22 protein-coding genes are annotated in these 25,209 nt (G+C 67.4%); 10 read left to right on the top strand and 12 right to left on the bottom strand.

Features of this window, described 5'->3' with window-relative positions; translation table 11 throughout:
• Positions 1-82: 82 nt before the first annotated feature.
• From MSZK_RS01460 to MSZK_RS01450, 3 genes are read right to left on the bottom strand one after another with little or no spacing between them, the layout of a single operon-like run.
• On the bottom strand, positions 83-1,198 hold the full coding sequence (locus MSZK_RS01460; RefSeq protein ID WP_099244102.1) for an NAD(P)-dependent oxidoreductase: 1,116 nt from the start codon (positions 1,196-1,198) through the stop codon (positions 83-85).
• Entirely contained in the window at positions 1,198-1,698 is a 501-nt protein-coding gene (locus MSZK_RS01455) for a nuclear transport factor 2 family protein (protein ID WP_099244100.1), read from the bottom strand. Before MSZK_RS01455 ends, MSZK_RS01460 begins: the two co-directional genes overlap by 1 nt.
• Positions 1,699-1,701: 3 nt before the next feature.
• A complete protein-coding gene (locus MSZK_RS01450) occupies positions 1,702-2,427 on the bottom strand; it encodes an enoyl-CoA hydratase/isomerase family protein (protein WP_099244112.1) in 726 nt (241 codons plus the stop codon).
• A 72-nt stretch (positions 2,428-2,499) separates the two neighbouring features.
• Between MSZK_RS01450 and MSZK_RS01445 the strand changes: the two genes are divergently transcribed.
• Positions 2,500-4,026 (top strand): AMP-binding protein, encoded by a 1,527-nt coding sequence (locus MSZK_RS01445; RefSeq protein ID WP_099244110.1) that lies wholly within the window; start codon positions 2,500-2,502, stop codon positions 4,024-4,026.
• Between the two features lie 50 nt (positions 4,027-4,076).
• Here MSZK_RS01445 and MSZK_RS01440 read toward each other — a convergent pair whose 3' ends face one another.
• The 3 genes from MSZK_RS01440 to MSZK_RS01430 form a co-directional block, all read right to left on the bottom strand.
• On the bottom strand, positions 4,077-4,907 hold the full coding sequence (locus MSZK_RS01440) for a hypothetical protein (protein WP_099244097.1): 831 nt from the start codon (positions 4,905-4,907) through the stop codon (positions 4,077-4,079).
• 109 nt (positions 4,908-5,016) lie between these two features.
• Entirely contained in the window at positions 5,017-6,621 is a 1,605-nt protein-coding gene (locus tag MSZK_RS01435; protein ID WP_099244108.1) for an FAD-dependent oxidoreductase, read from the bottom strand.
• A 141-nt stretch (positions 6,622-6,762) separates the two neighbouring features.
• Positions 6,763-7,464 carry an IclR family transcriptional regulator gene (locus MSZK_RS01430; protein ID WP_099244095.1) on the bottom strand — a complete coding sequence of 234 codons (702 nt, stop codon included), beginning with the start codon at positions 7,462-7,464 and terminating at the stop codon, positions 6,763-6,765.
• A 170-nt stretch (positions 7,465-7,634) separates the two neighbouring features.
• On the opposite strand from MSZK_RS01430, the gene MSZK_RS01425 reads away from it, so the two are divergent.
• From MSZK_RS01425 to MSZK_RS01390, 8 genes are read left to right on the top strand one after another with little or no spacing between them, the layout of a single operon-like run.
• Positions 7,635-8,498 carry an alpha/beta fold hydrolase gene (locus MSZK_RS01425; RefSeq protein ID WP_099244093.1) on the top strand — a complete coding sequence of 288 codons (864 nt, stop codon included), beginning with the start codon at positions 7,635-7,637 and terminating at the stop codon, positions 8,496-8,498.
• Positions 8,495-10,177 (top strand): bifunctional 3-(3-hydroxy-phenyl)propionate/3-hydroxycinnamic acid hydroxylase, encoded by a 1,683-nt coding sequence (locus MSZK_RS01420; protein ID WP_099244091.1) that lies wholly within the window; start codon positions 8,495-8,497, stop codon positions 10,175-10,177. The genes MSZK_RS01425 and MSZK_RS01420 overlap by 4 nt, the downstream gene beginning before the upstream one ends.
• On the top strand, positions 10,125-11,042 hold the full coding sequence (locus MSZK_RS01415) for a 3-carboxyethylcatechol 2,3-dioxygenase (protein WP_233211062.1): 918 nt from the start codon (positions 10,125-10,127) through the stop codon (positions 11,040-11,042). The genes MSZK_RS01420 and MSZK_RS01415 overlap by 53 nt, the downstream gene beginning before the upstream one ends.
• Positions 11,039-12,757, top strand: coding sequence for an FAD-binding protein (locus MSZK_RS01410; RefSeq protein WP_099244087.1), 1,719 nt, complete (start codon positions 11,039-11,041; stop codon positions 12,755-12,757). Before MSZK_RS01415 ends, MSZK_RS01410 begins: the two co-directional genes overlap by 4 nt.
• Positions 12,754-14,061 (top strand): LLM class flavin-dependent oxidoreductase, encoded by a 1,308-nt coding sequence (locus tag MSZK_RS01405; protein WP_099244085.1) that lies wholly within the window; start codon positions 12,754-12,756, stop codon positions 14,059-14,061. The genes MSZK_RS01410 and MSZK_RS01405 overlap by 4 nt, the downstream gene beginning before the upstream one ends.
• A 2-nt stretch (positions 14,062-14,063) precedes the next feature.
• On the top strand, positions 14,064-14,885 hold the full coding sequence (locus MSZK_RS01400; protein WP_099244083.1) for a coniferyl-alcohol dehydrogenase: 822 nt from the start codon (positions 14,064-14,066) through the stop codon (positions 14,883-14,885).
• 13 nt (positions 14,886-14,898) lie between these two features.
• A complete protein-coding gene (locus MSZK_RS01395) occupies positions 14,899-15,879 on the top strand; it encodes a cyclase family protein (protein ID WP_371411269.1) in 981 nt (326 codons plus the stop codon).
• Entirely contained in the window at positions 15,876-16,703 is an 828-nt protein-coding gene (locus MSZK_RS01390) for an alpha/beta fold hydrolase (RefSeq protein WP_099244079.1), read from the top strand. The genes MSZK_RS01395 and MSZK_RS01390 overlap by 4 nt, the downstream gene beginning before the upstream one ends.
• A gap of 65 nt (positions 16,704-16,768) precedes the next feature.
• Here MSZK_RS01390 and MSZK_RS01385 read toward each other — a convergent pair whose 3' ends face one another.
• From MSZK_RS01385 to MSZK_RS01375, 3 genes are read right to left on the bottom strand one after another with little or no spacing between them, the layout of a single operon-like run.
• On the bottom strand, positions 16,769-17,839 hold the full coding sequence (locus MSZK_RS01385; RefSeq protein ID WP_099244077.1) for a phosphotransferase: 1,071 nt from the start codon (positions 17,837-17,839) through the stop codon (positions 16,769-16,771).
• Positions 17,836-18,675, bottom strand: coding sequence for a mycofactocin-coupled SDR family oxidoreductase (locus tag MSZK_RS01380; RefSeq protein ID WP_099244075.1), 840 nt, complete (start codon positions 18,673-18,675; stop codon positions 17,836-17,838). Before MSZK_RS01380 ends, MSZK_RS01385 begins: the two co-directional genes overlap by 4 nt.
• A 34-nt stretch (positions 18,676-18,709) precedes the next feature.
• A complete protein-coding gene (locus tag MSZK_RS01375) occupies positions 18,710-19,891 on the bottom strand; it encodes a cytochrome P450 (protein ID WP_099244073.1) in 1,182 nt (393 codons plus the stop codon).
• Positions 19,892-20,109: 218 nt separating this feature from the next.
• On the opposite strand from MSZK_RS01375, the gene MSZK_RS01370 reads away from it, so the two are divergent.
• Complete coding sequence (locus MSZK_RS01370; protein ID WP_099244071.1) at positions 20,110-21,513, top strand: xylulokinase; 1,404 nt, start codon at positions 20,110-20,112, stop codon at positions 21,511-21,513.
• Here the strand turns inward: MSZK_RS01370 and alr are convergent.
• The 3 genes from alr to MSZK_RS01355 are packed head-to-tail and all read right to left on the bottom strand — an operon-like array spanning position 21,501 to position 25,194.
• Entirely contained in the window at positions 21,501-22,616 is a 1,116-nt protein-coding gene (gene alr / locus MSZK_RS01365) for an alanine racemase (RefSeq protein WP_099244069.1), read from the bottom strand. The two genes, MSZK_RS01370 and alr, sit on opposite strands and share 13 nt — an antisense overlap.
• Before the next feature lies 1 nt (position 22,617).
• Positions 22,618-23,637 carry an aminotransferase class IV gene (locus MSZK_RS01360; protein ID WP_099244067.1) on the bottom strand — a complete coding sequence of 340 codons (1,020 nt, stop codon included), beginning with the start codon at positions 23,635-23,637 and terminating at the stop codon, positions 22,618-22,620.
• A gap of 30 nt (positions 23,638-23,667) precedes the next feature.
• Positions 23,668-25,194, bottom strand: a complete 1,527-nt coding sequence (locus MSZK_RS01355) for an APC family permease (protein ID WP_099244106.1) — start codon at positions 25,192-25,194, stop codon at positions 23,668-23,670.
• Positions 25,195-25,209 lie beyond the last annotated feature (15 nt).

Raw genomic sequence — 25,209 nt, 5'->3', positions numbered from 1 at the left:
GTGTTTGGTAACCACACCGATACCGGAGGTCCTCACCTACTTCCGCTCACCACGCCGTTCACAACCTGTCTGGGAGTTACACCTAGGGCCGCGGGTGAACGCCGCCGGCCAGCACCCCGGGGCCGTACTTCGCGGCGATGAAGGTCCACGGGTCGGCATAGCGGCCGCGGCCTTCCCGACGCCGCTGGGCGGCCAGGAGCAGCCGCAGCGCGGGGCGGACGACCGGCCCGGCGAGGCGGAGCGCGGAGCGCAGAGCGCGGCTCTGCGACTGCGCCACCCAGGCCACCGTCTCAGGCCAGGATTGCTGTTGAAAGCCCAGCAGCGCTTGCGATTCGGTGGTGTCGTACCACCCGGTGAAGCTCCAGCCCCGCTCGTCGCCGGGATCGCCGGGCAGACTGGCGCTCGGGCCCAGCCGACCCAGGCCCATCGCCGTCATCATGTCGTCCTCGACGTCGCGATGGGTGTGCAGATGGGTTTCGTCGCCGCCGATCAGCAGCACCTTGCCCGCCACGGCCTCGGCACGTTCGACGGCATTGGCGAACGCGAGGCCGACATCGCGGGCGTCCACGGTGTGCAGCCGGTTGTCTCCCGGCGTCGCCCGCATCAGCACCAGGTAGTCGCTGTTCATGGTCCCCGCGGCGTCAGGGGAGATGACACCGGCCAGTCGCAGCATCGCGTAGGGCAAGCCGCTGTCGGCGATCACTCGTTCTGCGAGCACCTTGTCCTCGCCGTATTGGTCGATCGGGTTGACCGGAGTCTGCGGGGTGATCAGCTCGGGATGGCGATACGGGTTGCGCGATCCGTACACCGAGGCGCTGGACGCCAGCAGCACGATGGGTGGCACCGGCAGTGTGGCGGCGGCGCGCACCAGTGTCGCGGTGCCCTCGACATTCACCCGTCGGGCCAGCGCCGGGTTGCGGTAGGACACCGGGGAGAAGATCGCTGCCAGATGCACGATCGCGGTGGGTGGGTGCTCGGTCAGGATCCGCGCCACGGCCTCGGCGTCGAGCAGGTCGGCATACGCCTCGACGAGTGTTCCGGGGTGACCCGCGCCGGCCAGTCGCGCCGCAGTCGCCACGGATGCGGGGGTATGCAGGTCGGTTGCGATCACGGTGTGGCCGCGCTGCAGCAGAATCTGTGCGCAGCGCGAGCCGACCTGGCCGAAGGCCCCGGTGATCACCACGGTTTGGCGGCTCATCACACCAGGCCTCGCTTTCGTGCCAGCCGCGCTGCGGCGTCCCGCAGGCGCGGTGAAATTCGTAGGGAGAAAAAGGGATTGAAGACGTCTTCGCGCAGCCGGGTCAGCGTGGACGTCGCGATCCGCCACTGGCCGTCGGTCTTGGAATAGGTTTCGTGGTAATGCCCGTAGCCCTGCAGGTTCACGCCAGGCGCCAGGCGCACGACGTCGTTGAGTGCCCAGACACCGGCCGCGGTCGTCGCTGACGTCAACTCGATCTCGGGCGCGTGAACCTGATGCACAGTGGGTTGTGACGGCTTGCCCAACGTCGAGCGGATGAACGCGACGAATTCGTCGGCGCCGCGGATGAGCACTCCACCGGACGCAGTGGTGTCACTGACGAAATCGTCGGCGAAGATGTCGCGCCAGGCGGTCCAGTCCTTGTTGTCGAGCAGGCGGCAATAGCGCGCCTTCAGCGCCTTGATGGCTTCGATGTCGGCCCATCCGATCGGCTCGGCCATGGCTCAGTTCGCTTGCTTGGCGCGGTTCATCACCCGGTCCGCGGCGACCCAGTGCTCGTCGGACACCCAGAGCTCGGCGAACGACGCGATGGCCTCGGCGGGAGTCGCGCCCGCGATCACCCGCTTGATGTGGCCGGCCGGCCGGTTGGCCAATGACCTTGCCAGCGTGCGCCATTCGTCGTCGAAAGTGGCGCGGGGCACCACCTTGTCGATCAGGCCGTACCGCCGCGCCTCGTCGGCGGTGAGCACCGTGCCCGATCCGGCCAGCAGCAGAGCCTTGCCCGCGCCGACCAGCGCCGCCAACCGCTCGGCGCCGCCCCAGGCCGGCATGATCTCCAGCGAGACCTGATTGAAGCCGATCCTCACGTCGTCGGCGGCCACCCGGATGTCGGCGGCGACGGCGACCTCGGCCCCACCGCCGAGGGCATGTCCGTTGAGCGCGGCGATGACCGGAGCCGGAAAGCCGGCGATCCGGTCGCAGATCGCGCGCATCCGGGACGCCATCGCGGCCGCCTCCTCTGTGGTGCGCAGCGCGCTGAGTTCTTTGAGGTCACCGCCGGACACGAACGCCCGGTCACCGCCGCCGCGGATCACCATCGCTCGGGCACCGGCCGCGGCGTCGAGCGCTTCCTCGAGCTCGGCCATCGTGGACAACGCGATCGCATTGCGGGCGTGCGGCCGGTCGATCGTGAGGACCACGAGCCCGTCGCTCCATTCGACATCGACCATGATTGGTTCTCCAATTTTGATATTGGCATTCTCGGTCACGGAGAATAGCATCGCCATGCGGAGGTGCTGCAGGTGAGGAATATCCCGGTTGAGCTGAGCGAACGCTACATCGAGGAAGGCTGGTGGACGCCGGATACGCTCGGTGAGCTTCTCGCCCGCGGACTGACCGCCAACCCCGACACAGGGTTCTGGGTGCATTCGGCGGTGCGGCCGTTCCGCGGAACGTTCCGCGACGTGGAGGTCGCCGCGCGTCGACTGGCCGCCGGATTGCGCGCCCGCGGTGTCGGGCCCGGCGATGTCATCGCCTTCCAGCTGCCGAACTGGGTCGAGGCCGCCGTGACGTTCTGGGCGTCGGCCTTTCTGGGGGCGGTCGTGGTGCCGATCGTGCACTTCTACGGCCGCAAGGAACTCACCCACATCATTGCCACGGCGCGACCCACGGTCTTCATCACCACCGAGCAGTTCGGCCACATGAAGTATGCGCCGGACCTGTGCGCCGACATCCCGATCGTCGGGTTGGTGGGGACCGACTTCGAGGGGCTCCTGGCCGACGAGCCGATGACCGGCGAGTTGCACACCGATCCGGCCGGCCCTGCGCTCATCGCGTTCACCTCGGGAACCACGCGCGATCCCAAAGGGGTGATTCACAGCCACCAGACGCTGGGATTCGAAACGCGTCAGCTTCTGGAGAACTACCCGCCCGGTCGCGGCAGGCAGATCACCGCCACCCCGGTCGGTCATTTCATCGGCATGGTCGGGGCGTTCCTGATCCCGGTCCTGGAGGGCGCCCCGGTCGACCTGACCGATGTGTGGGATCCGGGCCGGGTGCTGGAATTGATGGAATCCGAGGGCATGTCGATCGGCGGCGGCCCGCCGTACTTCGTCACCAGTCTGCTCGACCACCCCGAGTTCACGCCGTCGCACATGAGCCGCATCAAGCACGTCGGCCTGGGCGGGTCGACGGTGCCTGCCGCGGTGACACGGCGGCTGGCCGATCTGGGTGTGTTCGTCTTCCGGTCCTACGGCAGCACCGAGCATCCGTCGATCACCGGGTCGCGCCCGAGCGCCCCGGAGGCCAAGCGGCTGCTCACCGACGGTGACGCCCGGCCCGGGGTGGAGCTCAAAGTGACTGAGGACGGCGAAATCCTCTCCCGCGGGCCGGATCTCTGCCTGGGCTACACCGATGACGCACTCACCGAGACCGCGTTCGACGCCGATGGGTGGTACCACACCGGCGACATCGGCGTGCTCGACTCCGACGGGTACCTCACCATCACCGACCGCAAGGCCGACGTCATCATCCGCGGCGGGGAGAACATCAGCGCGCTCGAGGTGGAAGAGCTCCTGCTGAGCATGCCCGCGGTTGCCGAAGCCGTGGTGGTCGCGGCACCGGATGTCCGACTCGGCGAGCACACCGCCGCGGTGCTGCGTATTCGGGAGGGCCACACAATGCCCACGCTCGAGGAGGTTCGCGCCCATTTCGAGAGCCGCGGGGCAGCGCGGCAGAAGTGGCCCGAGGAACTGCACGAGGTCAGCGACTATCCGCGTACGGCCAGCGGCAAGGTGCAGAAGTACCTGGTGCGCAAGGGTTTGCGTTGAGACCGCACTGAGAGCGCAGTTTCGCCGACATCGTCGCTCTCAGTGCGGTGTCAAGGCCAGGCTTGGCGGACGCGCCGGATGATGTCGGTCTTACGGTGACCGGCGATCACCCTGATGCGACGCCAGCCCACGTGAGCGAGGTACTCCGATCGGATCAGGTCGCCGTCGTAGATGCTGCGCTCGAGGCGATGCTGCTCACCGTCGTACTCGACGGCGACCATCACTTGGCGCCAGCCCATGTCGAGGAAGTAGTGCGAGTAGCCGCCGGGTCTGACCACCGGTATCTGAGTCTCCGGCCGCGGAAATCCGGCATCCATCAACAGCAGTCGTAGCCAGGTCTCGCGCGGCGACTGTGCCCCGGCGTCGACCAGCTGGAGCAGTTGGTCGACCCTGCGCAGACCTTTGACGTGAGGATGGTTCTGCGCAACCTCGAGCACATCGCCGACGGCGAAGTGGGTGGCGGCAGCCAGCGCGTCAAGCCGCTCGACAGCGCGGCCAGCCGGGCCGCGGCGCGCCAGGTCGAAGGCGGTGCGCGCAATGCTGGTGACGGGAATGCCCCGCCGCGAACCGATCTCGGCGGCGAAAAGCGAGTCCTCGTGGACTTGGACGCCGGGCTGAGACTTGCGGCCTGGCCAGTTCACATCGACGTCAAGGTCATCGTCGACCCATCTCGCGCCGTGTAGGGCGGAGGCCGCGACACCGCAGATGACGCCCTCGCGCCGCGACCACAACCACGTCGCGGCCATCCGGTCGTGCAGGGACAACGGTGCGTCCTTGGGGGCGTAGACATTCGGGAGCACGCGCCGATAGCGCGCCCGCAAGTCGTATTTGGTCACGCTGCCTCCCGCCAACGCCTCACTGCCGATGAACACCTGCGCCACGGTTGGCAGCGTGTCAAATGATGCAGAATCGCGCTGTCAGCTATCCACAGCAGGATTGAGACCGCACTGAGAGCGCAGTTGCGCCGACATCGTCGCTCTCAGTGCGGTGTCAACGAGAAGACGCCGCCAGGCCCGCCCGGTAGCCGAAGACCATCGCAGGCCCCAGCGTGCCGCCCGCTCCGCCGTAGGCCCGGCCGGTCACGCCGGCCATCGCGTTGCCCGCCGCGAACAGCCCGGGAATGGGGGCCCCGCTGACATGCAACACCCGGCCGTCGCGGTCGGTGCGTGGGCCGCCTTTCGTGCCCATCGCGCCGATCCCGACTGGAACGGCATAGTACGGCGGCGTGTCCAGCGGTCCGAGGGTCTGCAGGGCCGGGGTGGCCGCAGTGGTGTCGCCCCAGTACCCGTCGTAGGCGCTTGCGCCACGGCCGAATTCGGGGTCCACCTCGTCGGCGACGGCGGTGTTCCACGCGGCCAGGGTGGTATCCAACCCGTCGGCGTCGATGCCGGTCTTGGATTCCAGCTCGGCCAATGTCGCGGATTTGTTGAACCAATCCGGCGCCTCGCCGCCCGGTTCGACGCCCAGGAATCCGTACCGCTTCAGGTGCTGGTCGTCGAAGACGATCCAGGCCGGGTCGTTGACGTAGCCCAGGCGCGGGTCGAGCTGGTGGAACGGCCCGGACATCGCGTTGTACTCGCCCGCCTCGTTGAGGAAGCGCTTGCCGGCCCGGTTGACGATGATGCTGCGGGGCCGGGTCCGCTCCAGTCGCACGCTGCGGCTGCGCGGCCGACCGCCCAGCGTGTCACCGGGGATCTGGATGACCGGCACCCACCAGGCCTCACCCATGTTCGCCAGGTCCGCGCCGTGCGCCATGGCCATCCGCAGGCCGTCGCCGGTGTTGTTCGGCGGGGAGACCGGGCCGCGCAACGGTCCGCGCAAGAAGGCTTCGACCAGATCGGCATCCCATTCGAAGCCGCCGGTGCCCAGAATGACGGCGTTGTGTGCGCGGACCAGAACATCGTTGCCGCCGTGGCTGATCCGCACGCCGGTGATGCCGTCCGCGGATCCGATCAGCTCGACCCCACGGGCTTCGGTCACCGGCGTGACGCCGAGGTCGAGCAGGCCCTTGAGGAGGCCCGCGATCAGTGCGGTGCCCGCGACGCAGTAGTCGCCGTCCAGATCGTCGACGGCAGCGTGGATGCGGGCCCGCGTCTCGGCATCGATGCCCACATTGCTGAAGTCGATGGGAAATGCCGTGATGCGCGAAGCCCATTCGCCGATCGCGGCCAGATCGAACGGCCTGGCGTGTAATGACCGGCCGCCGCCCGGTTGCCCGCCGGGCAATTCGGGCTTGTAGTCCGGGAAGCCCTCGGCCACGTCGAAGCGCAGCGCACTATGCGCCTCGATGTAGTCCAGCATGTCCGGACCGGTGCGCACGAAGGTCTCGACCAGATCGTGATCCATCGCTCCCAATGATTGGGCGGCAAGATATTTCAGGGCATCGTCGACGCCGAGTTCGCCGCCGGCGGCGCGGTTGTGCGCTGGAATCCAGACGATGCCGCCCGAGACCGCGGTGGTGCCACCGACCGTCGCCGACTTCTCGAAGACCGCGACCGAGGCACCGTTGCTGGCGGCGGTCAGCGCGGCGGTCAGGCCGGCAGCCCCGGTCCCCAGCACCACGACGTCGCATTCCCGATCCCAGGTGTGCGTCATCGACGGCTCCTCACTCCTGTTGCCGCACACTGATATTGGTGTGCAATTATCGAACGCACATGTTCGTTGTTGTCACGCTAACGACGTCGATCGCACAGTGTCAAGCGGTCGGCCGGGTATTTGCCCAGTTCAGCGGGGTGCTTAACTCAGGACGACCGAAAGACGTTGGGCCGCCGCGATAGCCGCTTCCCGGCCGTGGAGCACGATGTCTTCGCGGTGTGAGATCAGGTTGATGCAGGTGTGTGGGGACCCCGGCGGCCGGTGTACCGGGACTGCCAGGCCGTAGGTGTTTGGCTCGACCTCGGCATAGGTGATGATCCAACCCTGTTCGCGCGCCCGGGTGACCAACGGCCGTTCACCGGGCTGCGGCGCCATGCTGGCCAGAAGTGCGATGCCGGCCGCGCCCCGGTCCAGCGGATAGCGGCTGCCCTCGTGGAACGACAGTTGATAGGACACCCGCGTCGGCACGATGACCGCGATCGCGACCTGTTCGGCGCCCTCGGCGACCAGCAGCGACACCGTGGTGCCGAGTTTGTCGGCGAGTCCGCGCAGCGTCGGCAGGCTCAACTCCCGGATGTTGTTGTCGAACGAGGCGCCCAGTGCCGCAAGTCCCGCCGCGGCCCGAAACCGTCCGTCCTCGGCCTTGGCGATCAACCGGTAGGAGGCCAAGGTGCTGAGCAACCGGTAGGCGATGGTTCGGTGAACCCCGATCTGATCGGCGACCTGCTGGATGGTCAACCCATCCTTGGTAGCCGCCACCAGCTGCAATGCATGCAGGCCGCGGGCCAGAGTCTGCGACCCCGGCGCCGCGGTGACCGGGCTCTCGGTGGGTGTCTGTGTCATGTCGTCCCCGTGGTGGCTATGCGAAAGCGGGTGCGAACCACCCCGAAGCGCCTTGACAGACCGCACCCGAGAGTGATGCTCTTAAACTATCGCACACCATAGTTCAATAATTACACATACCGCTTACAAAAAACGAGAATGTCATTATCACCGAGGATTGGGGCCACGGGGTGCCGGAGTTCGAAAGCGTCTGGAGCGATCTGCAGGGCGTGGCGTTCTCGCAGGGTTATCTGGACGCCGGGGGAGTGCGCACCCGCTATCTGCACGCCGGCCACCGCGACAGCCCCACCCTGGTGCTGTTGCATGGATCCGGCGGGCATGCCGAGGCGTACGTCCGCAATCTCGAGTCGCACGCTGAACACTTCTCCACCTGGGCGATCGACATGCTCGGGCACGGCTACACCGACAAGCCCGGGCACCCGTTGGAGATCCCGCACTACGTCGGGCACCTCACGGCTTTCCTCGATGCGATCGGGGTGTCGCATGCGCACATCTCCGGTGAGTCACTCGGCGGATGGGTGGCGTCGCGCTTCGCCGTCGATCACCCCGACCGGATCGAACGGCTGGTGCTCAACACCGCCGGTGGCTCGCAGGCCGACCCGGAGGTCATGAAGCGAATCATCACGCTGTCGATGGCCGCCGCAGAGAACCCGAGCTGGGAGACCGTCCAGGCCAGGATCACCTGGCTGATGGCCGACAAGTCCAAGGGCTACGACGACATTGTGGCCAGCAGGCAGCGGGTGTACCGGCAGCCGGGCTTCGTCGGCGCGATGCGCGACATCATGGCGTTGCAGGATCCCGAGATCCGGGCGCGGAACCTGATGAGCCCCAGCGACTACGGGGCGATCACGGCGCCGACGCTGGTGCTGTGGACGAGCGACGACCCGACCGCCGATGTCAGCGAGGGTCGCCGGATCTCCGGGATGATCCCGGGCGCTCGATTCGAGGTCATGGAGGGCTGCGGGCACTGGCCGCAGTACGAGGACGCCAAGGCATTCGACCGCCTGCACATCGACTTCCTGCTGGGACGATGACCATGACTGTCGACGTCGTCGTGGTGGGGGCCGGCCCCGTCGGCCTCACCCTGGCCAACGCCCTCGGCGTACAAGGGGTCCGCACGCTCGTGGTCGACGAGCGCGACGCGCTGATCGACTACCCGCGCGGGGTGGGCCTCGACGACGAAAGCCTGCGCACCTTCCAGTCCATCGGGCTGGTCGATGCCGTCCTGCCGCATACCGTGCCCAACCAGATCCTGCGGTTCTACGACGGCAAACGCCGGCTGCTGGCCGAGATGGCGCCGCCCGATGCGCGTTTCGGCTGGCCCAAGCGCAACGGCTTCGTGCAGCCGTTGGTCGACGCCGAGCTCTACAAGGGCCTGGGTCGATTCGACCACGTCGAAGTCGCCTGGGGTCACCCGATGACGTCGATCGCCGAAAGCGCTGACGGCGTCACCGTGGAGTTGTCACCGCCCGGCTCCGCGACGCGAGAGGTCAACGCCCGCTACGTCGTCGGTTGCGACGGCGGGCGCAGCGCCACCAGGCGGATGATGGGGGTGTCGTTCGACGGCACGACGTCATCGACCCGATGGCTGGTGGTGGATATCGCCAACGACCCGCTGGGCCACCCCAACAGCGAGGTCGGCGCCGATCCTGCACGGCCCTACGTCTCGATCTCCATCGCCCACGGCATCCGCCGATTCGAGTTCCTGATCCACGCCCACGAATCCGACGAACTGGCGCAGGATCCGGCGTTCGTGTCGCGGATGCTGTCCCGGCTGGTGCCCTATCCGGAGAAGGTCGACATCATCCGGCGCCGGCTGTACACCCACCACTCCCGAATCGCGAGTTCGTTTCGCAAGGGCCGCATTCTGATCGCGGGGGATGCCGCCCACCTGATGCCGGTCTGGCAGGGGCAGGGTTACAACAGCGGCATCCGCGATGCGGCCAACCTCGGCTGGAAACTGGCCGCAGTGGTCAACGGGCAAGCCCGCGACGCGTTGTTGGACACCTACGACGTCGAGCGCCGCAAGCACGCCCGCGCCATGATCGACCTGTCGACCACCGTCGGCAAAGTCATCTCGCCGACCAATCGTCAGGTCGCGACCGCACGTGATGTCGTGATCCGGGCGGCCTCCCTGGTGCCCACGCTGAAGCGCTACGTACTCGAGATGCGTTTCAAGCCAATGCCGCGCTACGAACAGGGCGCGGTGGTGCACAACGAGCCGCAGTCACCGTCGTCCGCGGTCGGCACACTGTTCATCCAGCCGCGGGTGGACACCCGTGACAGGCGGAACGTGCTACTCGACGATGTGATCGGCCCATGGTTCGCGTTCGTGTGCTGGAGCAACAATCCCCGGCAACTGCTGGGGGAGAGAGCTTTTGCCGATTGGAAGGCGCTCGGAGCGGTCTTCGTGGCGCTTCGCCCGATCACCCAGCTGCAATGGACCGGACACGACGACCCCGATGTCATCGTGGTCGGCGACCGGACCGGGGCGCTGAAAGCCTGGTTCGACGTCCACGAAGAGTCCGTGATGTTCCTGCGCCCAGATCGCTGCATCGCCGGCGCCTGCATTGCTCAACGCACACCAGAGCTGAGCGCCGCGCTGCTCGACAAGCTCACTCTCATCCCGGGAGGCACCGATGCCACTGGCCCTCTGCTGCATGTCGCACAGTCCGCTGCTGAACCTGCCCGGCCCGTCGGTGGAACTGCTTGATGACATCAACGGCCAACTCGCCGATGTCCGGACGTTCGTCACGGACTTCGATCCCGAACTCGTGGTCGTCTTCTCGCCGGACCATTACAACGGATTCTTCTACCGGTTGATGCCGCCGTTCTGTATCGGCACCGCGGCTTCCGGCGTCGGCGACTACGACACCTACGCCGGGCCGCTCAGCGTGCCGGCTGATCTCGCCAACGAGATGGCCGCCGCGGCATGGGACGCCGGTGTCGACGTGGCGCTCTCGGCGGCGATGGACGTCGACCACGGCACCGTTCAACCGCTCGAGGTGCTCTTCGGGGATGTCACGTCCCGACCGGTGATCCCGGTGTTCATCAACTCGGTGGCCACGCCGCTGGCGCCGCTCAAGCGCACCCGGGCCCTAGGCACTGCGATCGGCGACTACCTGGGCAGGCTGGACAAGCGTGTGCTGGTCCTCGGATCCGGTGGCCTGTCGCATGATCCACCGGTTCCGACGTTGGCGACGGCACCGCCGGCCGCGCTGGAGCGCATTGTCGGCGGGGCGCCGATGACGGCGGAGGGACGGGCGGCGCGGCAGCAGGCCGTGATCGCCGCGGCCCACGACTTCGCGCACGGCCACAGCACGCTGCAGCCGCTGAACCCGGACTGGGACCGGGCCCTGCTGGACCTGATCGACACCAACCGATTGGCCGAGGTCGATGCCTGGACCAATGACTGGATCGCTCGTGAGGCCGGCAACTCGGCACACGAGATCCGTACCTGGGTGGCAGCATTCGCAACACTGGCGGCCCAGGGTGACTACCAGACACAGCAGCGCTACTACCGCGCCGCTCCCGAGCTGATCGCGGGCTTCGCGATCCGGACGGCGGTCAGGGCATGAGCGACCAGTTCGATCACTGCGTCGATGTCCTCGTCATCGGTTCCGGAGCGGGCGGGATGACGGCCGCTCTACGCGCCCATGCCTTGGGTTTGGACACCCTGGTCGTGGAGAAGTCGGCCAAATTCGGCGGATCGTCGGCTCTTTCCGGCGGGGGTATCTGGGTTCCCGGTGCACCGTCACAACGTAGAGCCGGGTACACGCCCGATCCGGACGGCGTGTTCACCTACCTCAAGACCATCACCGGCGGCCTGGTCAGCGACGAGCGTCTGCGCGTCTACGTCGACACCGCACCGGAGATGATGGACTTTCTCGAGAAGTCCAGCAGCTGGTTCGAATTCGTCTGGAAGCCAGGCTATGCCGACTACTACCCGGAGCTGCCCGGCGGCTCTGAACGTGGCAGCACCAGCAACGTGCCCGAGATCGACCTGCGCAAGCTCGGCGAGGAGGAGCAGAACCTGCTCGCGCCGCTTGCGTTGGCTCCGAAGGGGATCTGGTTCGCCCCCAAGGACCTTCGTTTGTTCTACCAGGTTCGGCAGAACTGGCGGGGCAAAGCCGTGTTGCTCAAGCTGATCTGGCGGATGTTCCGGGCCCGGGTGTTCGGCGACCGGATGGCCGCGATCGGGCAATCATTGATGGCGCGGATGCGGCTGGCGCTCAAGGAGAAAGACATCCCGCTGTGGCTGTCGGCGCCGATGACCGAACTGATCACCGACGTGGATGGGCGGGTCGTCGGCGCCGTCGTCGAACGCGACGGCGAGCCGATGCGGGTCGCCGCCCGCCGCGGGGTGATCGTCGCCTCCGGTGGGTTCGATCACGATATGGCCTGGCGCCGCGAGCACCTTCCAGAGCTGGAGAAAGACTGGAGCTTCGGCAACCCCGCGGCCACCGGCGACGGCATCCGGGCGGGGCAGAAGGTGGGTGCCGCCACCGATCTGCTCGACGAGGCGTGGTGGTTTCCGGCCATGTGCTGGCCGGACGGGCGGCTGCAGTTCATGCTCAACGAGCGGATGATGCCGGCCCAGTTCGTGGTCAACGGCGCGGGCAGGCGCTTCATCAACGAAGCCGCGCCGTATATGGATTTCGCGCACGCCATGATCGAGGGCCAGCGCTCCGGCGTTACGCACATTCCGTGTTGGCTGGTCACCGACATCGCTTCGTTCCACCGTTACGTCGTCGGCGGGCACCTGCCCATCCCGAGAGTCCCGTTCGCTCCGGTGCCCACCGGGCGCGCGCTGCCGAAAGCCTGGCTGGACTCCGGGATCGTCAAGGCCGCCGACAGCTTCACCGAGTTGGCGGCCAAGATCGGTGTTCCGGCGGACGAGTTGCAGCGCACGGCGGCGCGGTTCAACGAACTCGCCCGCAAGGGCCACGACGACGACTTCAACCGTGGCGACAGCGCGTACGACAACTACTACGGCGACCCGACACTGCCCAACCCCAATCTGGCACCACTGGGCAAGGCCCCGTATCTGGCCTTCCAGATCATCCTCGGCGATCTGGGCACCTCCGGCGGGTTGCTCACCGACGAGCACGCCCGGGTGCTGCGGGAGGACGGCAGCGTCATCGACGGGCTCTACGCCACCGGGAACGCCTCGGCCGCGGTGATGGGCCGCAGCTACGCCGGTGCCGGCGCCACCATCGGACCCGCGATGACGTTCGGATACGTCGCCGCAGAACACATCTCCCACAATTCCGATCGAGAGGTAACCGCATGAAAATCTCGCTGTTCTACGAATTTCCGCTGCCGCGGCCGTGGTCGGAGGACGACGAGCACCAGCTCTTCCAGCACGGCCTCGACGAGGTGGAACTGGCGGACAAAGCCGGCTTCTCCACCGTGTGGCTCACCGAGCATCACTTTCTCGAGGAGTACTGCCACTCCACCGCGCCGGAGATGTTTCTGGCCGCGGCCAGCCAGCGCACGAAGGACATCCGGCTCGGCTTCGGCGTGATGCACCTGCTGCCCGCCATCAACCCGCCGGCCCGCATCGCCGAACGCGTCGCCACCCTCGACCACCTGTCCAACGGCAGGGTGGAATACGGCACCGGTGAGGGTTCGTCGGTGGCCGAGCTCGGCGGCTTCAACGTCGACCCCGCGGACAAACGTGCCCAGTGGGAAGAGGCACTCGAGGTGTCGATCCGCTGTATGACCGAAGAGCCGTTCAGCGGGTTCAAGGGCGAGCATGTCGAAATGCCGCCCCGCAACGTGGTTCCCAAACCGCTGCAGAAGCCGCACCCGCCGGTGTGGGTGGCCTGCACCCGCCCCTCGTCGGTCGAGATGGCCGCGCAGAAAGCCATCGGGGCGCTGAGCTTCGCCTATACCGGCCCGGAGGCGCTCAAGGAGCGGGTCGACGGCTACTACCGCGACTTCGCGGAGCAAGGCGCGCCGATCACTCCCGCGATCAACCCGAACATCCTGGCCATCGGCGGCGACCTGTCGATGATGGTGGCCAAGACCGACGAGGAGGCCCTGGCGCGGATCGGCATCGGCGGCGGCTTCTTCTCGTTCGGCATCATGCACTACTACCTGACCGGTATGCACACCCCCGGTCGGACCAAGGTCTGGGAACGCTACCAGGAGGCCGTCAAGGAGGATCCGACGCTGGCCTACGGCCCGGGCCGCGGGGCCATCGGCTCGCCCGGGACCGTGCGCGAGTTTCTGCGCGGCTACGAGGCCAGCGGTGTCGACGAGATCATCCTGCTGCTCAACCCGCGCAGCCACGAAGGCACGATGGAGTCCATCGAGATCATGGGCAAGGAGATCCTGCCCGAATTCATCGAGCGGGATGCCAAGGCCGTCGCGGACAAGGCCAAGCGCCTGGAGCCGGTGATCGAGAAGGTCGAGGCGCGCCGACGGCCCTCGGAGGCAGCGATGTTCGACGAGACCTACGCCTTCGGCGGATTGCCGACCGGCCGCGACAAGTTCACCGCCGGTGAGATTCCCGAGGCGATGGCCGAGATCAACGAGGGCCGGGTCAAGGCCGCGCAGTTGGAGAAGGAGAAGCGGGAAGCCGCCAAGTAGACGTGGCCCACATCGACGATCTGCTGCGCTATGACGGCCGCCGGGTGGTGGTCACCGGCTGCGCGTCGGGCATCGGCGCGCACCTGTGCGGCCAGCTCTCCGATCTGGGCGCCGAGGTGGTCGGCCTTGACGTGCGACCCCCGGCGTCCGGCGCGGCGCAGTTGAGCGTGTTCGTCGAGATCGACCTGGCCGATGCGGGTTCCGTCGACCGCGCCGCGACCACGCTCGACGGTCCCCTCGACGGGCTGTTCAACGTGGCCGGGGTGTCGTCGGGGATCGGCAATCCGCTCTTGGTCGTCACGATCAACTTCCTGGGCACCCGGCAGTTCACCGAGGCGATGTTGCCCAAGCTCGTTTCGGGCTCCTCGGTCGTTTGTGTGTCCTCGCTGGCTGCGGCGAACTACCGTGACAATCTGCCGCAGGCGGCCGGTCTGCTGGCGACCGGGTCGATGGCCGACGGCATCGTATGGTGTCACGACCATCCCGAAGCACTGGCCGACGGCGGCTACCGGCTGTCCAAGGAGGCGATCATCGGTTACACGGTGACCAGCGCTGTCCCGTTGGGCGCCAGAGGTATTCGAATCAACTGCACCGGACCGGGCGTGACCGAGACCCCGATCCTCGACCAGTTGCGGTCGGCCTACGGCCAGGGCCGACTCGACGACATCCCCAAACCGCTGGGACGAGTGTCGAACCCGGCCGAGCAGGCCGCAGTGCTGGTGTTCCTGGGCAGCCGGGCCGCCGGATACATCACCGGACAGGTCGTCTGGGCCGATGGCGGCACCATCGCGGCACGGCAAGCCGCCGATTACGAGAAGGGATGACCGCGTGGACAGTATGAGCGATTTCCGCCGGGTTGCCGACGACGTCCGTAACTGGGGCCGGTGGGGCGACGACGACGAGCTCGGCACGCTGAACTTCATCACTCCCGAGAAGGTCGCCCAGGCAGCCGCGACGGTTCAGCACGGCACGGTGTTTCCGCTCGGCGTCGACTTCGGGTCGTCGGGCCCGCAGGGGGCTTTCCAGTATCGGCAGAACCCCACCCATGTGATGACGATCGACGGCGGTGATGCGCACACGCTGATGAAATACGGGCCCACGTGGCTGAAGAACCCGGCGGCGAAGCAATTGAGCGGCTACAGCACGGCCGGTCCGATGCGCTTCAACGACGACATGATCATCATGCCGCTGCAGGCAGCCACGCAATGGGACGCGCTGTCGCACGTCTACTACGAAGACAAGCTGTACAACGGCTTTCCGGCAGATTCGGTGACCAGCCTGGGCGCCTACCACCTCGGCATCGACAAGGTTGTCCTCAAGGGCATCACGTCGCGCGGTGTGCTGCTGGACATTGTGAAGTTGCGGGGCGTGCCGACGTTCTGCGAACTCGGCGAGCCGATCACTCCGGCCGAACTCGACGAGGCGGCCAGGACGCAGGGCGTGAGCATCGAGCCTGGCGATATCGTGCTGGTCCGAACCGGCTGGTGGGCGCGCTTTCTGGATACCCGGGACGGTTCCGAGCCCGGCGCGGGACTGGACTGGACCTGCGCGTCGTGGCTGGCCGACCACCAGGTCGCCGCGGTCGCGGCCGACAACTTGATGGTGGAGAACCCGGTGTCGGCGGTGGACGGCGCGATCCTGCCGATGCACATGCTGTGCCTGCGTGACATGGGCCTGATGTTGGGCGAGTACTGGAACCTCACCGAGTTGGCCGCGGATTGCGCGGCCGACGGCCGCTATGAATTTCAGCTCGTCGCGCCGCCGCTGTCGGTCACCGGTGCGGTCGGCTCGCCGGTCAACCCGATCGCGATCAAGTGAGCTATCACCATCGCACGGTCGTCGTCGACGGATTGGCAACCCACTTTCTCGAGGCGGGGGAGGGCGAGCCGGTCGTCCTGCTGCACGGCGGCGAATTCGGGGTCAGCGCCGAAATCGGCTGGGAGAAGCTCATTCCGTTGCTGTCGCAGAAGTATCGGGTGCTGGCGCCGGACATGCTGGGGTTCGGGGAGTCGGCCAAGGTCGTCGACTTCGTCGACGGGCGTGGGATGCGGATCCGGCATATCGCGCGGCTCTGTGCCCTGCTGGGTATCGACTCCGCGCATTTCGTCGGCAACTCGATGGGGGCCATCAATCTGTTGGTGGACCAGACGTCGGCGGTGCCGGTGCTGCCGGTGCGCAGCGCGGTCACGATCTGCGGTGGTGGCGAGATCCAGAAGAACCGGCACACCACCGCTTTGTACGAGTACGACGCCACCGTCGAGGGGATGCGGGCCATCGTCGAAGCGTTGTTCGCCGACCCGGCCTATCCCGCCGACGAGGACTACGTGCGGCGGCGCCATGAGTCGAGCATCGCGCCCGGGGCGTGGGAGGCGTTGGCGGCAGCCCGGTTTCGCCGGCCCGGGCTCCAGCCTCCGCCGACCCCGTCGAGCACGCGGGCCTACGAGCGCATCGGTGTCCCGGTTCTGGTGGTCGAGGGTGCGGCCGACAAGTTGTTGCCTTCCGGGTGGGCCGCAGCCATCGCCGGGCAGATCACCGGTGCCCGCTCGGCGGTCGTCGAGGGGGCCGGGCACTGCCCACAGATCGAGCAGCCCGAGGCGCTGGCCGCGCTGCTACTGGAGTTCTTCGGCAGTTGCCGAGATTGAACTCTCGCAGACAAAGGTCGAGTAAGCCTCCGCGCCAGTTCAATCTCGCGAGAAAAGAAGGGCGGTCAGGCGATGTCGTCCAGGGCAGCGCGAGTCTCCAATTCCACGAAGGCCGCCGCGTAGCGTTGGGCGAAGGCGAGGCAGATGTCCGGGCGCTGCCAGGCGTCGCCCCCGCTGAGGGTGGCGATCCAGATGGCCAGCCCGTGCGCCACCGAGGCGCGATAGCGCAACCACACCTCGTCGACCGAGGGCAGTTCGTCGGCGGGCAGGGTCAGCGCGGCCCGGTATTCCTCGACCAGGTCGCGTTCCGCCGAGCGCCGATCGTCGATGGTCAGCGCGCCCTGCAGGAAGTAGCCCAGGTCCAGCGACCAGTTGCCGCGCCGAACCATCTGCCAGTCCAGGAATCCGACTTCGCCGTCGGGCAGGACGTAGGTGTTGCCGATGTGCGGGTCGCCGTGCAGCAGGGTCGGCGCGGTCGTGGTGAGTGTGGTGATGTAGCGCGCCCAGATGTCGACGAACAGGTCGGTGCCGGTCATCGCCGGGATCTCGGCGGGCACTGTGTCGCCGAGGCGTTCGTAGGCGATCTCCAGCGGGGCCAGCTCCAGGCCGGCGAACGGGACGAACGGTTCCACCCAGTCCAGCTGCTGATCGCTCGTCAGCCGCGCGCCCCAGAACTGGCTGTGCATCCTGGCCAGCCCGCGCACGCCGCTGGCGGCCTGCTCGACGGTGAGTGGTCGTGTCGAGTCACGCGGGTCGGCCCCCAGTGCGGTGACGTCTTGCATGACCATCAGGAAGGTCGACGCGGCCTCGTCGTACACGGCGGCGTAGACCTGCGGATGGGCAAGGGGCAGAGTCACTCCCGAGGCGAACAGCCGCGGCTCGTGGAACAGGCCGCTGGTGAGCGCGACCAGCTCGGCGTGCGCCGGGTCGACGGCCTTGGCGAACACCGTCTCGGGCCCGCTGCCCGCCGTGTAGGACAGCCGCAACCGGGCCCGCCGATTGGTCCCGTCGTCGCGCATCGCGACCTCAACGGCGCCCACCTCGGCGTCGGGGAAATGGCTGCGGATCGCCGCTGTCATCCACTGCGGGGTGATCTCGTCCCACTCGCTGGGGACGGTGAGATCAGCGGCGGTCACTTCAGGCAGCTGCCGCCGTCGACCGGCAGCGTGACCCCGGTGATGAAGCGGGCCTCGTCGGAGGCCAGGAACAGCACCGCGTTGGCGATGTCCTCGGGCTCGACCCAACCGATCGGCAGCGTGTGCATCAACTGGCCCACGACCTTCATGTCCTCCGGACCCGGGTTTTCCAGGTCGGGGCGGAACAGCCTCATCGTGGGCTCGTTCATGAACAGCGGTGTGTTCACATTGGTCGGGTGCACCGAGTTGACCCGGATATTCTGGGCCCCCAGCTCGACGGCGAACGTGCGCATCAGACCGACGACACCGTGTTTGGCGGCGACGTAATGGCCGGTGTGCGGGTAGGCCTTGAGCCCGCCGACCGAGCTGGTCAGGATGATCGAGCCGCCGCGCCCGCCCTCCAGGATGTGCGGCACACCAGCTTTCACCGTCTTCCACACCCCGCCGAGGTTGATGTCGATCATCGCGGTCCAGTCGGTCTCACTGGTCTTGTCCAGTGTCTGGCCGCCGTTGCCGATACCGGCGTTGGCCACGATGATGTCGAGTCGGCCCAGCTGCTCCACACCGGTGTCGACCGCCGACTTCAACGCGTCGTAGTCGCGGACGTCGACCTCCGCGGTGTAGATGCGGCGGTTGTGCCCCTTCACCAGGTCGGCGGTCTCGGCCAGGTCCTCGGGCGTCGAGGCGGCGATCAGGTCGACCGTGTCGACCTTCTTGCAGATGTCGACGGCGATGATGTCGGCGCCTTCTTGCGCCAGCCGCACCGCGTGGGCACGGCCCTGCCCGCGGGCTGCACCGGTGATGAATGCGACCTTGCCTTCTACGCGTCCTGCCATGGTTTCTCGGTCCTCGTGTCGTCGTGGATGGGTGTCAGGCAACGATCGTGGGCAGCGCGTCCCAGCCGCGCACCGCCGTGGTCTGCGACTTGACCGCATGGGGCCAGTCGACCTCCCAGGTCGGGAAGCGCTTGAGGATCTCCTCGAGCGCGATGCGCCCCTCCATTCGAGCCAGCGCGTTGCCCATGCAGAAGTGGGTGCCAGCACCGAATGTCATGTGCGACTTCAGTTCCCGATGGATGTCGAACACGTCGCCATCCGGGGCGAACCGGCGGTGGTCGCGGTTTGCGGCGCCCACGAGCATCAGCATCGCTGAGCCCTCGGGCACCGTCTGCCCGTAGTATTCGACATCTCGGGTGACGTAGCGCGCGATCTGCAGCGCGGGTGGCTCCCAGCGCAGGATCTCCTCGATCGCCTGTGGGATCAGCGCCGGATTCTCGGCGAGCTCGCGGCGCTGATCGGGATATTCGGCGAGCGTCTTGCCGGCCCAGCCGATCAGGCGGGTGGTGGTTTCGGCTCCCGCGGTCGCGATCACCGTCAGATACAGCAGCAGTTCCTCGCGGTGCAGCCGCCGCACCGTGCCGGTCTCGTCGGTGAACTCGGCGTTGAGCAGGTCGGTCATGATGTCGTCCGACGGGTGCTCACGGCGGTAGTCGATGAACTCGGCGAACACCTCACCGGTGGCCAGCAGGTCGACCTTCTCCGATTGCAGGGTCGCCTCGCCGTGGTCGGTGATCGCGCGCTGCCGGTCTTCGGGAATGCCGAGCAGCATGCCGATCACCCGCATCGGCATCTGCTCGCCGAGGTCGTTGACGAAGTCGAATCGTCCGGTGCCGACCAGTGGATCCAGACACCGGGTGGTGAACTCCCGGATCTGCGGCTCCAGGGCGGCGACTTTGCGCGGCGTGAACACCCGGGACAGCAGGTTGCGGTGGATGTTGTGGATCGGGGGATCCTCGAAAATCAGTGTGCCCGGCGGGATCTCCATGCCGGACTTGATGATCTCGAGCAGGGCGCCGCGGCCCGAGATGAACGTCTCGTGGTCGATGACGGCCTTGTTGACATCGTCGAAGCGGCTCAGTGCGTAGAAGTCGAGTTCGGCGTTGTAGTACAGCGGCGCCTGCTCGCGCAGTCGCGCGAACATCGGGAACGGGTTGATGTTCTGCTCGACGTCGTAGGGATCGTAGTGAAGATCGTGAGCGGCACTGACTGTCACCGGAATGTTCCTCCCATGGCCCTCGGTGGAGCCACTGTTGCAGTTGAGTTCAACGAGTGTCAATGCCGTATGCCGCATTACGCGAGGTTTGCTGACCAAGTGAGAGAACACGGTTCTCCTGTCGCTCGGTTAGCCGCCGAACGAGGTTTGATCGGCGGGCCGTCCGGCGGGTTGAATGGGCTGGTGGCGCTGATATCTCTGATCGCGGTGACCGGCGCATGACGCTGGTGGCCGGCATCGACTCGTCCACCCAGTCGTGCAAGCTCCTGGTCTGTGACGCCGACTCCGGCGCGGTGGTGCGCTCGGCCAGCACGGCGCACCCGCCGGGCACCGAGGTCGACCCCGAACACTGGTGGCGTGCCCTGCGGGACAGCATCGACGAGGCCGGCGGACTCGACGACGTGGCCGCGGTGTCGGTCGGTGGACAGCAACACGGCATGGTGTGCCTGGACCAGGACGGCGCCGTCGTGCGCCCGGCGCTGCTGTGGAACGACACCCGCTCGGGCCCGGCCGCGGCGGACCTGGTGCGTGAGTTCGGCGGAGCGGCCTGGTGGTCCGGTGAGCTCGGCGTCGTCCCCGTCGCGTCGTTCACCGTGACCAAGATTCGCTGGCTCGCCGAGCACGAGCCCGCCAACGCCGATGCCACGGCCGCGGTGTGTCTGCCCCACGACTGGCTGACCTGGCGACTGCGGGATACGACCGATCTCGACGCGTTGTGCACCGACCGCAGCGACGCCAGCGGCACGGGTTATTACTCGGTCGCCGCCGGTGTCTATCGCGACGATGTGGTGACCGCCGCGATGCTCGGCCGCCGGCCTGCGCTGCCCCGGGTCCTGGCTCCTCACGAACCGGCCGGGACCAGCCGGACGGGAGCGATACTGGGTCCGGGGGCCGGCGACAACGCCGCGGCGGCGCTGGGACTCGGCGCCGGCGTTGGGGACTGCGTGATCTCACTGGGCACCTCCGGCGTGGTCAGCGCCGTGGGCGAGGTGAAACCCGACGACCCCGACGGGCTGGTGGCCGGTTTCGCCGACGCGACCGGTCGCTACCTGCCACTGGTGTGCACGCTGAACGGTGCGCCGGTGCTGGCCGCCGTCGCGGCGATGCTCGGTGTCGACATCGACGAGTTCTCCCGGCTGGCCTGCAGCGCTCCGGCCGGTGCCGATGGCCTGGTCTGGGTTCCGTACTTCGACGGCGAACGGTCGCCGAACCTGCCCACCGCGACCGGCGCACTGCACGGAGTGACCGGCCGGAACTTACTGCCGGCCAACGTCGCTCGCGCCGCGGTCGAGGGTCTGCTCGCATCGATGGCGTTCTGCCTGGACAAGATCGCCGAACAGGGCATCGAGGCCGACCGGGTGCTGATGGTCGGCGGCGGGGCGCGATCGGAGGCGGTTCGCCGGATCGCTCCAGCCGTGTTGGGGCGACCCGTCGAGGTGCCCGAACCGGGTGAGTACGTCGCGCTGGGCGCCGCCCGCCAGGCCGCCTGGGTGCTCTCCGGTGGCGATGGCCCACCGGTGTGGTCGGCGGGGCGCAGCACCCGCTACGAGGCCGAGCCCACGCCCTGGATCATCGAGCGCTACCACCAGGCAAGGGTTCTGACGTTCGGTCAGGACACGTAGCGGCGGGCGGTGCGTCCGCGGATCCCGGAGAGGATCTCGTAGTCGATCGTGTTTGTCGCGCGCGCCCAGTCCGCCGCCGTGTTCTCGCCGGCCGCGCCGGTGCCGAACAACACCGCCCGGTCGCCCTCGGCAACCCCACTGCCGTCCGGCCCCACGTCGACGGCGAACTGGTCCATGCAGATTCGCCCCACATTGCCGAACCGTCGTCCGCCGATCGATACGGTCAACCCGTTGGACATCGTCCGGGGGATTCCGTCGGCGTAACCGCACGCGATCAGCGCGATCGTGGTGTCGTGGGGAGCCACCCAGGTGTGGTTGTAGGACACCCCCTGGCCGGCTGGAATCCGTTTGACCAAGGCGATCTCCGCGGTCAGCGTCATCGCGGGGATGAGCCCGAAGTCGCCGAGCGCAGGCACCGGCGTCCGGCCGTAGACCGCGATCCCGGCCCGGACCAGATCCCGGGACAGGTCCGGCCGTGTCAGTGCTGCAGCCGAATTCGAGGCGTGGACCACCTGCGCCGGCGCACCGGCCCGGCGGAGGTCGGCCACACAGGCATCCAGGCCGGCCACCTGCTGGTCGTTGAGCGGGTGCGATGGCTCGTCACCCCGGGCGAGGTGGGTCATCGCGGTCCGCATGACGATCGCCCCGGACGCCGAGTATTTCGCCACCGCGTCGCACAGTTCCGGCCAGTCCGCCGGCGCCGCACCGCCGCGCCCGAGTCCGGTGTCGACTTTGACCCCGATCATCGCGGCCGCCCCGACGGCCTCGGCGGCCGCGGCCACCTCGCCCAGCTGCCGGGTACCGGACACCACGATCTCGATGTCTGCCGCGACCGCGGCGGCGAAATCCGTTGCCGGGGTGTGCAACCACGCCACAACCGGAGCGGATACGCCGTCGCGACGTAGCGCCAGCGCCTCGTCGACGGTGGCCACGCCGAGCTCGCCGGCGCCGGCGTCCAGTGCCGCGTGGGCGACGGCGGTGGCGCCGTGGCCGTAGCCGTCCGCCTTCACCACCGCCATCACCCTCGCACGGGCGTGGGCCGCCACCACCGCGACGTTGTGGGCGATCGCGCGGAGGTCGACGACGGCCTCGACGGCCGCCATGTCAGTAGTCGATGGCTTCGATGAGCGGTGACGGTTCGTCCATCAAGGCCCAGAAGCGATCCCGGATCGCCAAGGTCAACGGCCCGGGGCCGCCGTCGCCGAACTCGTCACCGTCGAGCGAGACGATCGGCGTCACCCCGCCGGCGGTGGTCACGGCCATCAGTTCGTCGGCGTCGTAGAGTTCCCGGCTGGTCACGTCGCACAGGGTGGCCTCGACGCCCATCGCGTCGGCGATCTCGAACACCGTCTTGCGGGTGATGCCGGGCAGGGCATTGCGCGACGGCGAGAACAGCTTGCCGTCTTTGACGATCACCACGTTGAAGCCCGGTCCCTCGGCCACGCAGTTGTCGGCGTCGAGCAGGATCGCGGTGCGTGCGCCGCGATCCTTGGCTTCGAAGCTGGCGGCGGTGAGATCGCCCCACTGGTAGTTCTTGATGGTGGGGTCGACGGTGTTGCGTCCGGCCCGGCGGACATGGCGCGGGACGATCGCGGTGGTGCCGAAGATCTGTTCGGCGGGCGGGAAGGCCCACAGGTAGGGGATCGCGTAGATGTAGACCTGATGATTGAGCTTCGACAAGTCTTTCTCGCCCTTGCGTTTTCCGTATCCCCTGGTGAGGGTCAGGTTGACGAAGGACTCTCGCAGCTGGGACAGGGCGACACAGCGCTTGGTGATCTCGGCTAGTTCGTCCTTGGTCAGTCCGGGCTCCAGCCGCAGCTTGTGTGCGCCGTCGAGGAGGCGGTCCAGATGGTCATCGAGGCGGAAGATGTTGCCGTGCCACACATGTGCGACGGTGTAGGTCAGGTCGGAATGCCCGAATCCGGTGTCGAAGATCGAGATTCGAGCCTCGGAAGCCGGCACGTACTCGCCCTCGATCCACGCGGCTCCGCCGGCGAATTCGCTGGAGTAGTCGAGCTCGTAGTCGGAGTACTGGATCACCGAGCCGGGCGGGGTGTCCTCGCGGATGGCGCCGGGCTCGACGCTGACCAGGTTGCTGGTGGAGAAATCGGTGCTGATTGCCATGACAGATGAATTCCTTTGTTTTCCGGTGCTCTAGTCGTTGACGAGATGGGTGCGGGCGAAGTCCGATCCGGCTTCACCCCGGCGCAGCCGGCCGCGCAGTCCGGTGCCCCACCAGAGCGCCCCGACCACGAGGATGCCTGCGAATACCCAGCCGTTGCCTGCGAACTGGGGCAGGAAGATCAGTGCGACGGCCACGCCCACGAACACGACGAGGGCGGTGAGGTAGACCGGGAGGCGGAACCGGCCGAGGTCGAAGGTTCCCGGCTCGCCCTGCGGAATAGTGCCTTTGCGGACGCCGATCAGCAGTCCGACGGTCTGCAGGATGTATACCGAGAAGAACAGCAGCGAGGCGATGCCGAGGATGTAGTTGAACGCTTTTTCGTTGACCAGTGCCGACAGCAGCAGCACCGTGGACAGGCAGCCCAGCCCGATGACGGCGTAGGTGGGGGCCTTGCTCTTGGGGGAGACGTGCCGCCACAGATGGGAGAACGGCAGCATGTTGTCGCGCGCCATCGAGTATGTGAGCCGGGTAGCGACCAGGATGTTGGACAACAGGCACGCCAAGATGTTGGTCAGTGCCACGGCGACAACGATTTTGGTGACGACGGGGCCGGCCTGCTGGTTGATGATCTCCTCGATCGGTGCCGCGGAGTTGGCCTGCACCGCCGCTTCGTCCCGGATGGCCAGAACGTAGACGATGTACATCAGCAGTTCGATCACCACCGAGGTGACCAGCGCGTAGAACATGGTGCGCGGCACCACATATCGCGCGTTCTTGGTCTCCTCGGCCACGTCGGCACCGGACTCGACACCGATCAGCCCGAAGAACGGCCCGAGTGCCGCGGCCAACCAGGCCAGCACGTAGGAGTCCTTGTCGCCCGATTGGCCGCCGGTGAACAGTACCGAGATCGGCTGGTGGTGCTCGGGTGCGGAGAAGGCGACGATGGCCACGAAGAGCGTGGCGCCGACGGTGATGATCAACTCCAGGCTGACCCCGATGTTGTTGACCATGGTGGCGAAGCGCACGCCGTAGATGTTGATCAGCACGCACAGGAACACCACGCCGATCGCGACCAGGATCTGCTCGCTCTGGGTCATGTTCCAGCCGAACAGCCCTCCGAGGTAGCCCGAGAGAATGAATCCGACACCGGTCATGCCGCTGATCCAGCCCAGCAGGGCCACGAATCCGGTGAACCACCCGAGGCTGGGGCCGTTGATGCGGCTGGTCCACTGGTAGGCGTACCCGGCGAGCGGGATCTTGGCGGTCAGATCAGCGGCGATGAACGCCCACAGCGAGAACACCACGCCCGCCAGCAGAAGCGTCCATACGAACGGACCCCCGGCGGTGAAGTAACCCGCGCCGAAGCCGGTGAACACCGCGGTGGTGGCGCTGATCGTGGCGAACCCGATGGCGAAGGATGCCAGCGAGCCGACCGACCGGTCGAGCCGCTGCTGGTAGCCGAATTCGGCGAGCCGGGCGTCCTCGCTTTCACCCGGCCGGGACGGGGGCGGTAGCGGCGACGATGAATGAGTGGTGGGTGTCAGTGCATCGGTCATGGTCACTCCAGGTCA

This window comes from Mycobacterium sp. shizuoka-1 (assembly GCF_002723835.1).
Classification (GTDB): domain Bacteria; phylum Actinomycetota; class Actinomycetes; order Mycobacteriales; family Mycobacteriaceae; genus Mycobacterium.
The sequence above is the reverse complement of the archived record's forward strand: the minus strand, read 5'-3'. Positions and strand labels throughout refer to the sequence as shown.